This is a genomic window from Herbaspirillum sp. UBA812, assembly GCF_002296545.1.
In the GTDB taxonomy this organism is placed as follows: Bacteria; Pseudomonadota; Gammaproteobacteria; order Burkholderiales; family Burkholderiaceae_D; genus Herbaspirillum; species Herbaspirillum huttiense.
The window spans coordinates 1-4,557 of record NZ_DBIC01000137.1; the positions used below are offsets into that span (position 1 = coordinate 1).

Genomic DNA, 4,557 nt, shown 5'->3' on the forward strand with positions numbered 1-4,557 from the left:
AAGCCCAACGAGTTCGTGACACTGGAGCAATTGGCCCGATGTGAAAGTTTCTTCGACAACTTCGTCGCTTCGGCGCATCTGAAGGCGGGTTGACCGCTCAGTTGTCTTGGCCAGGATGAACAAAGGCGCTTGCCCGTGAGGGTCAAGCGCCTTTTTTTCGGAGCGGGAAGAGTCAGGCCGGAGCGCGAACGCGCTTGTCCAGCGAGGCCGAGACGGCCACCGTCACCAGGCCCAGCAGGGCGAAGACCGAGCCGATCAGGGGCAGGTCGGTCAGCGGCAGGCCAGCCGAGATCGCCAGTCCACCGACCCAGGCGCCAGTGGCATTGCCGAGGTTGAAGGCCCCCTGGTTGAGGGTCGATGCGAGGTTGGGCGCGCCGCGTGCGGTGTCGAGCACGCGGATCTGCGCACCGGGCACCACCGCAAAGGCGAAGGCCCCCCAGGCGAACATCGTTGCCAGCGTCGGCCACTTGTAATGGCTGGTGAAGGAAAACAGCCCCAGCACGATGGCGATGCACAGGAACACGCCGCACATCACCGGCATCAGTTTCCAGTCCGCCAGCTTGCCGCCGACCAGGCCACCCACGGTGATGCCCGCACCGAAGAGCAGCAGCACCCAGCTTTCTTCGCGGGCGCTGAAGCCGGTCACGTCCAGCAGGATGTAGGCGATGTAGGTGATCACGCTGAACATGCTGATCGAGGCCAGCGTCGAGGTCAGCAGCGACAGCTGCACGCGGGTATCGATGATGGAGCGGAACTCCTGGAAGATATTGCCGGCCTGCATGGGGATCTTCTTGGGCAGCATGGTCCACAGCATGACGGCGGCCAGCACGCCGATGCCGGTCACCACGCCGAAGGTGGAGCGCCAGCCCGCCGCATGGCCGAAGGCGGTGCCCAGCGGCACGCCCAGGATGTTGGCCACGGTCAGGCCGGTGAACATCAGCGCCACTGCCTGTGCGCGCTTCTGCGGCGTCACGAGTTCTGCTGCCACCACCGAGCCGATGCCGAAGAAGGCCGCATGGCAGAAGGCGGTGACCACCCGCGCCACCATCAGGAACGGGTAATTGGGGGCCAGCGCGCACAGCACATTGCCGAGGATGAACAGGCACATCAGCCCCACCAGCGCCTGCTTGCGCGGCCACTTGGCGGTAAGGATGGCGAGGATGGGCGCACCGGCGGCCACGCCCAGGGCATAGCCCGAGACCAGCATGCCGGCGGCCGGAGCCGTGACACCCAGATCAAGCGCAACGTCGGGCAGCAGGCCCATGATGACGAATTCAGTGGTGCCGATACCGAAGGCGGCAACGGCGAGGGCAAACAGGGGCCAGTTCATGCGCAGTCCAGGTGGAGGGTGGAGAGGAGGAGGGCGCGGTCAGGGCAGACCGCGCAAAGCCGCAAGTTTACCGTTGGATGGAAATCGCTGCAGGACTCAAGCCGGATCGGCTGCCAAGGGGCGGCCAAACCAGCTCTTCAGGAAGGACATCAGCGCGCCATACGCCGGCAGGAAGAACAGCAGGCTGATGGCGATCTTGAAGCCGTAATCGACCAGCGCGATCTCCACCCAGTGCTCGGCCATGAAGGGATCGCTGCTGCGCCAGAAGGCGATGGAGAAGAAGGCGATGGTGTCGCTGGCATTGCCGAAGATCATCGACACTGACGGTGCCAGCCACCAGTGGCGCGAAGCCCGCAGGCGATTGAACACCTGCACGTCCAGCACCTGCCCCAGCACATAGGCCATGAAGCTGGCCGCCGCGATGCGCGCCACGAAGACATTGAAATGCGCCAGCGCGCCGAAGCCCTGCCATTGCCCCATGTAGAACAGGGCTGAGATGCCGTAGGAGATGAACAGGGCCGGCAGCATCACCGCGAAGATGATGCGGCGGGCCAGTGGCGCACCGAAGAAGCGCACCGTCAGATCGGTCGCCAGGAAGATGAAAGGAAAGCTGAAGGCGCCCCAGGTGGTATGCAGCCCGAAGATCGAAACGGGCAATTGCACCAGGTAGTTGCTGGAAGTGATCACCAGCAGGTGGAACAGGGAAAGCCAGGTCAGCAGCGCGGCATGGCGCCGCAGGTCGAGAGTCGTCATATGAACCTTTTTGATGAATGGGGGCGAGGGAACCCATGGAACACGTCCGGCCGCCGCGCGGGCAATGGCCGCCGAAGACCGGACAGAAGGGGCAGGATTTTATCACAAGGCCCGGTGCCGGCCCTTGAGGTACACTCTTGCGCTTTTGGGCAGGTGCAATGAACAGCAAGAAGGCAACCCTGATCGGTTTGAGCGCCGTGGTCTTGTGGAGCGCCATCGTTGGCCTGATCCGAGGCGTGAGCGAACATCTCGGTGCCACCGGCGGCGCGGCGGCCATCTATACGGTGGCTTCGCTGATCCTGATGGTGTCGGTCGGTTTCCCGCGCCTGTCCAGCTTCCCGCGCAGGTATCTGGTGTGGGGCAGCGTGCTGTTCGTGGCGTATGAACTGTGCCTGTCGCTCTCGATCGGCTACGCCCATACCGGCCGCCAGGCCATCGAAGTGGGCATGGTCAACTACCTGTGGCCGACCTTCACGCTGGTGGCGGCGATTCTCTTCGGCGGGCAGCGCGCGACGCTGCTGGTGGTGCCGGGCTTCATCCTGTCCATGCTGGGCATCTGCTGGGTGCTGGGCGGCAATCAGGGCCTGGACCTGCCGGTCATGCTGGCCAACATCCAGGACAATCCCCTGAGCTATGGCCTGGCCTTCATCGGTGCCCTGATCTGGGCAGCCTACTGCACCGTGACCACCCGCATCGCCGAGGGCAGGAACGGTGTGACGCCTTTCTTCATGCTGGTGGCCTTGGCCTTGTGGGTGAAGGTCCTGCTGGGCGGTCATGCCGCTGAACTTTCCTTCAGCGTGCCCGCGCTGGTCTATCTGCTGCTGGCGGCTGCCGCCATGGGGCTGGGTTATGCAGCCTGGAATGTGGGCATCCTGCACGGGAACGTGACGGTGCTGGCGGGGGCTTCGTATTTCATCCCGGTGTTGTCCTCGGCACTGTCGGCCGCCCTGCTGCGCGCGCCGCTGCCGCCGTCGTTCTGGGTCGGCGCGGCGCTGGTGTGTGCCGGATCGATTCTCTGCTGGCGCGCCACCGCTGCTGGACGCAAAAAGGATTGATCTCCCGCTACGGGCGGCGGAGTTCCCAGCCTGCGACGCTGCTAACAAAGTTTTACAACGCATCGGGCTTTCCTGACGCCGTTGTCATCGACGCGTAACGGCGAGGTCATCATGACTGCCTAGACTCCTGCTTTTTTCAGAGCAAGGCCGCGCAACGCGGCAAGAGTCATGCTGTCATCCCTTCCACTTTCTCCACAGCGCACGGTACCCGGTGCGGCCATCCTGCGCAGAGCGCAGCCGGCGCTGCTGGTGCTGGCTGCGCATCTGGGCTTGCTGTGGCTGGCCACGCAGATGCACGCCTTGCCCGCGCCCATCTCCACGCCACCGGTACCGCCCACCGTGATGCTGGCACTCATCGAGTCCGCACCGCAGCCGCCCTTGCCTGCGACATCACCGCATCCTGCAGCCCCCGTGCGCACTGTGCCATTGCGGCCGACACCCATGCCGCACCCCCGTCAGGCCGTGGCACCCGCGCCGGCCATGGTCACTTCTGCCGATACGTCATCTGCGCCATCCGCGCCATCTGCTCCTTCCGCGCCAGCTGCTCCAGCGTCTGCGCCCGAGGCTGCCGCTGCCCCGGTGACGCCGGCCGCCCCGATGATCCGCCCGCCTGTCATTACCAGCGGCGTTCAGTACCTCACTGCACCGCAGCCGGTCTATCCCGCAGCGGCCCGCCGTCGCGGCGATGAAGGCGAGGTGCTGCTGCGCGTGCTGATCAATGCCCAGGGCGGGGTGGAGCAGATTGCACTGGAACGCTCCTCCGGCATCGCCAGCCTCGACCAGGCTGCGCGCGAGGCCGTCCAGCGCGCGCGCTTCCAGCCCTATGTGGAGCAGGGCAGGGCGCTGCCTGCCTATGTGGTCGTACCGATCAAATTTCAATTGACGCAGTAACCCCGAACGAAAGGAATCAGCAATGGATGCAAGTCCCTACGGCCTAACGGCCCTGTGGTCGCAAGGCGATGTCGTCACCAAGGCGGTGGCGCTTCTGCTGACGATGATGTCGATGGCCTCGTGGTATGTGATCGTGACCAAGGCCCTGCAATTGTGGCGCTACCGTACTCCGGCGCACGCCGCAGGCCACGCGTTCTGGGAGGCCGGCAACGTCGCCGCCGGCATCACCCTGCTGGGCCGTGACAATCCCTTTGCCGCGCTTGCCAGCGCCGGCCAGGGCGCAGTCGATCACCACACCACGCACCAGGGCCAGTTGCAGGATCGCCTGCCGGTCAGCGAGTGGGTCACGCTGTCGCTGCGCCAGGCCATCGATGAAGCCTCGGCCAGCCTGCAGTCGGGCATGGCGGTGCTGGCCTCGGTCGGCTCGACGGCCCCCTTCGTGGGCTTGTTCGGCACGGTCTGGGGCATCTACCACGCCCTGGTCTCCATCGGCAGCAGCGGCCAGGCCAGCATCGACAAGGTCGCCGG

5 protein-coding genes are annotated in these 4,557 nt (G+C 65.2%); 3 read left to right on the forward strand and 2 right to left on the reverse strand.

The window, feature by feature from the left end:
* Positions 1-172: 172 nt before the first annotated feature.
* Both B3873_RS08665 and B3873_RS08670 read right to left on the reverse strand, forming a co-directional pair.
* Positions 173-1,330 carry an MFS transporter gene (locus tag B3873_RS08665; RefSeq protein ID WP_039784817.1) on the reverse strand — a complete coding sequence of 386 codons (1,158 nt, stop codon included), beginning with the start codon at positions 1,328-1,330 and terminating at the stop codon, positions 173-175.
* Positions 1,331-1,426: 96 nt separating this feature from the next.
* Positions 1,427-2,083 carry a 7-cyano-7-deazaguanine/7-aminomethyl-7-deazaguanine transporter gene (locus B3873_RS08670; RefSeq protein ID WP_039784818.1) on the reverse strand — a complete coding sequence of 219 codons (657 nt, stop codon included), beginning with the start codon at positions 2,081-2,083 and terminating at the stop codon, positions 1,427-1,429.
* 158 nt (positions 2,084-2,241) lie between these two features.
* Here B3873_RS08670 and yddG point away from each other — a divergent pair, with 158 nt between their 5' ends.
* The 3 genes from yddG to B3873_RS08685 form a co-directional block, all read left to right on the forward strand.
* Entirely contained in the window at positions 2,242-3,138 is an 897-nt protein-coding gene (yddG, locus tag B3873_RS08675) for an aromatic amino acid DMT transporter YddG (RefSeq protein ID WP_039784819.1), read from the forward strand.
* A gap of 168 nt (positions 3,139-3,306) precedes the next feature.
* Entirely contained in the window at positions 3,307-4,029 is a 723-nt protein-coding gene (locus B3873_RS08680) for an energy transducer TonB (RefSeq protein WP_286865315.1), read from the forward strand.
* Positions 4,030-4,051: 22 nt separating this feature from the next.
* The coding region (locus B3873_RS08685) for a MotA/TolQ/ExbB proton channel family protein (protein WP_286865317.1) at positions 4,052-4,557 on the forward strand (506 nt) is incomplete at its 3' end.

Bases quoted from the DNA above. Each gene is read 5' to 3' on its own strand.
- B3873_RS08665 (WP_039784817.1), bottom strand. From the start codon at position 1,330: ATGAACTGGCCCCTGTTTGCCCTCGCCGTTGCCGCCTTCGGTATCGGC.
- B3873_RS08670 (WP_039784818.1), bottom strand. From the start codon at position 2,083: ATGACGACTCTCGACCTGCGGCGCCATGCCGCGCTGCTGACCTGGCTT.
- yddG (WP_039784819.1), top strand. From the start codon at position 2,242: ATGAACAGCAAGAAGGCAACCCTGATCGGTTTGAGCGCCGTGGTCTTG.
- B3873_RS08680 (WP_286865315.1), top strand. From the start codon at position 3,307: ATGCTGTCATCCCTTCCACTTTCTCCACAGCGCACGGTACCCGGTGCG.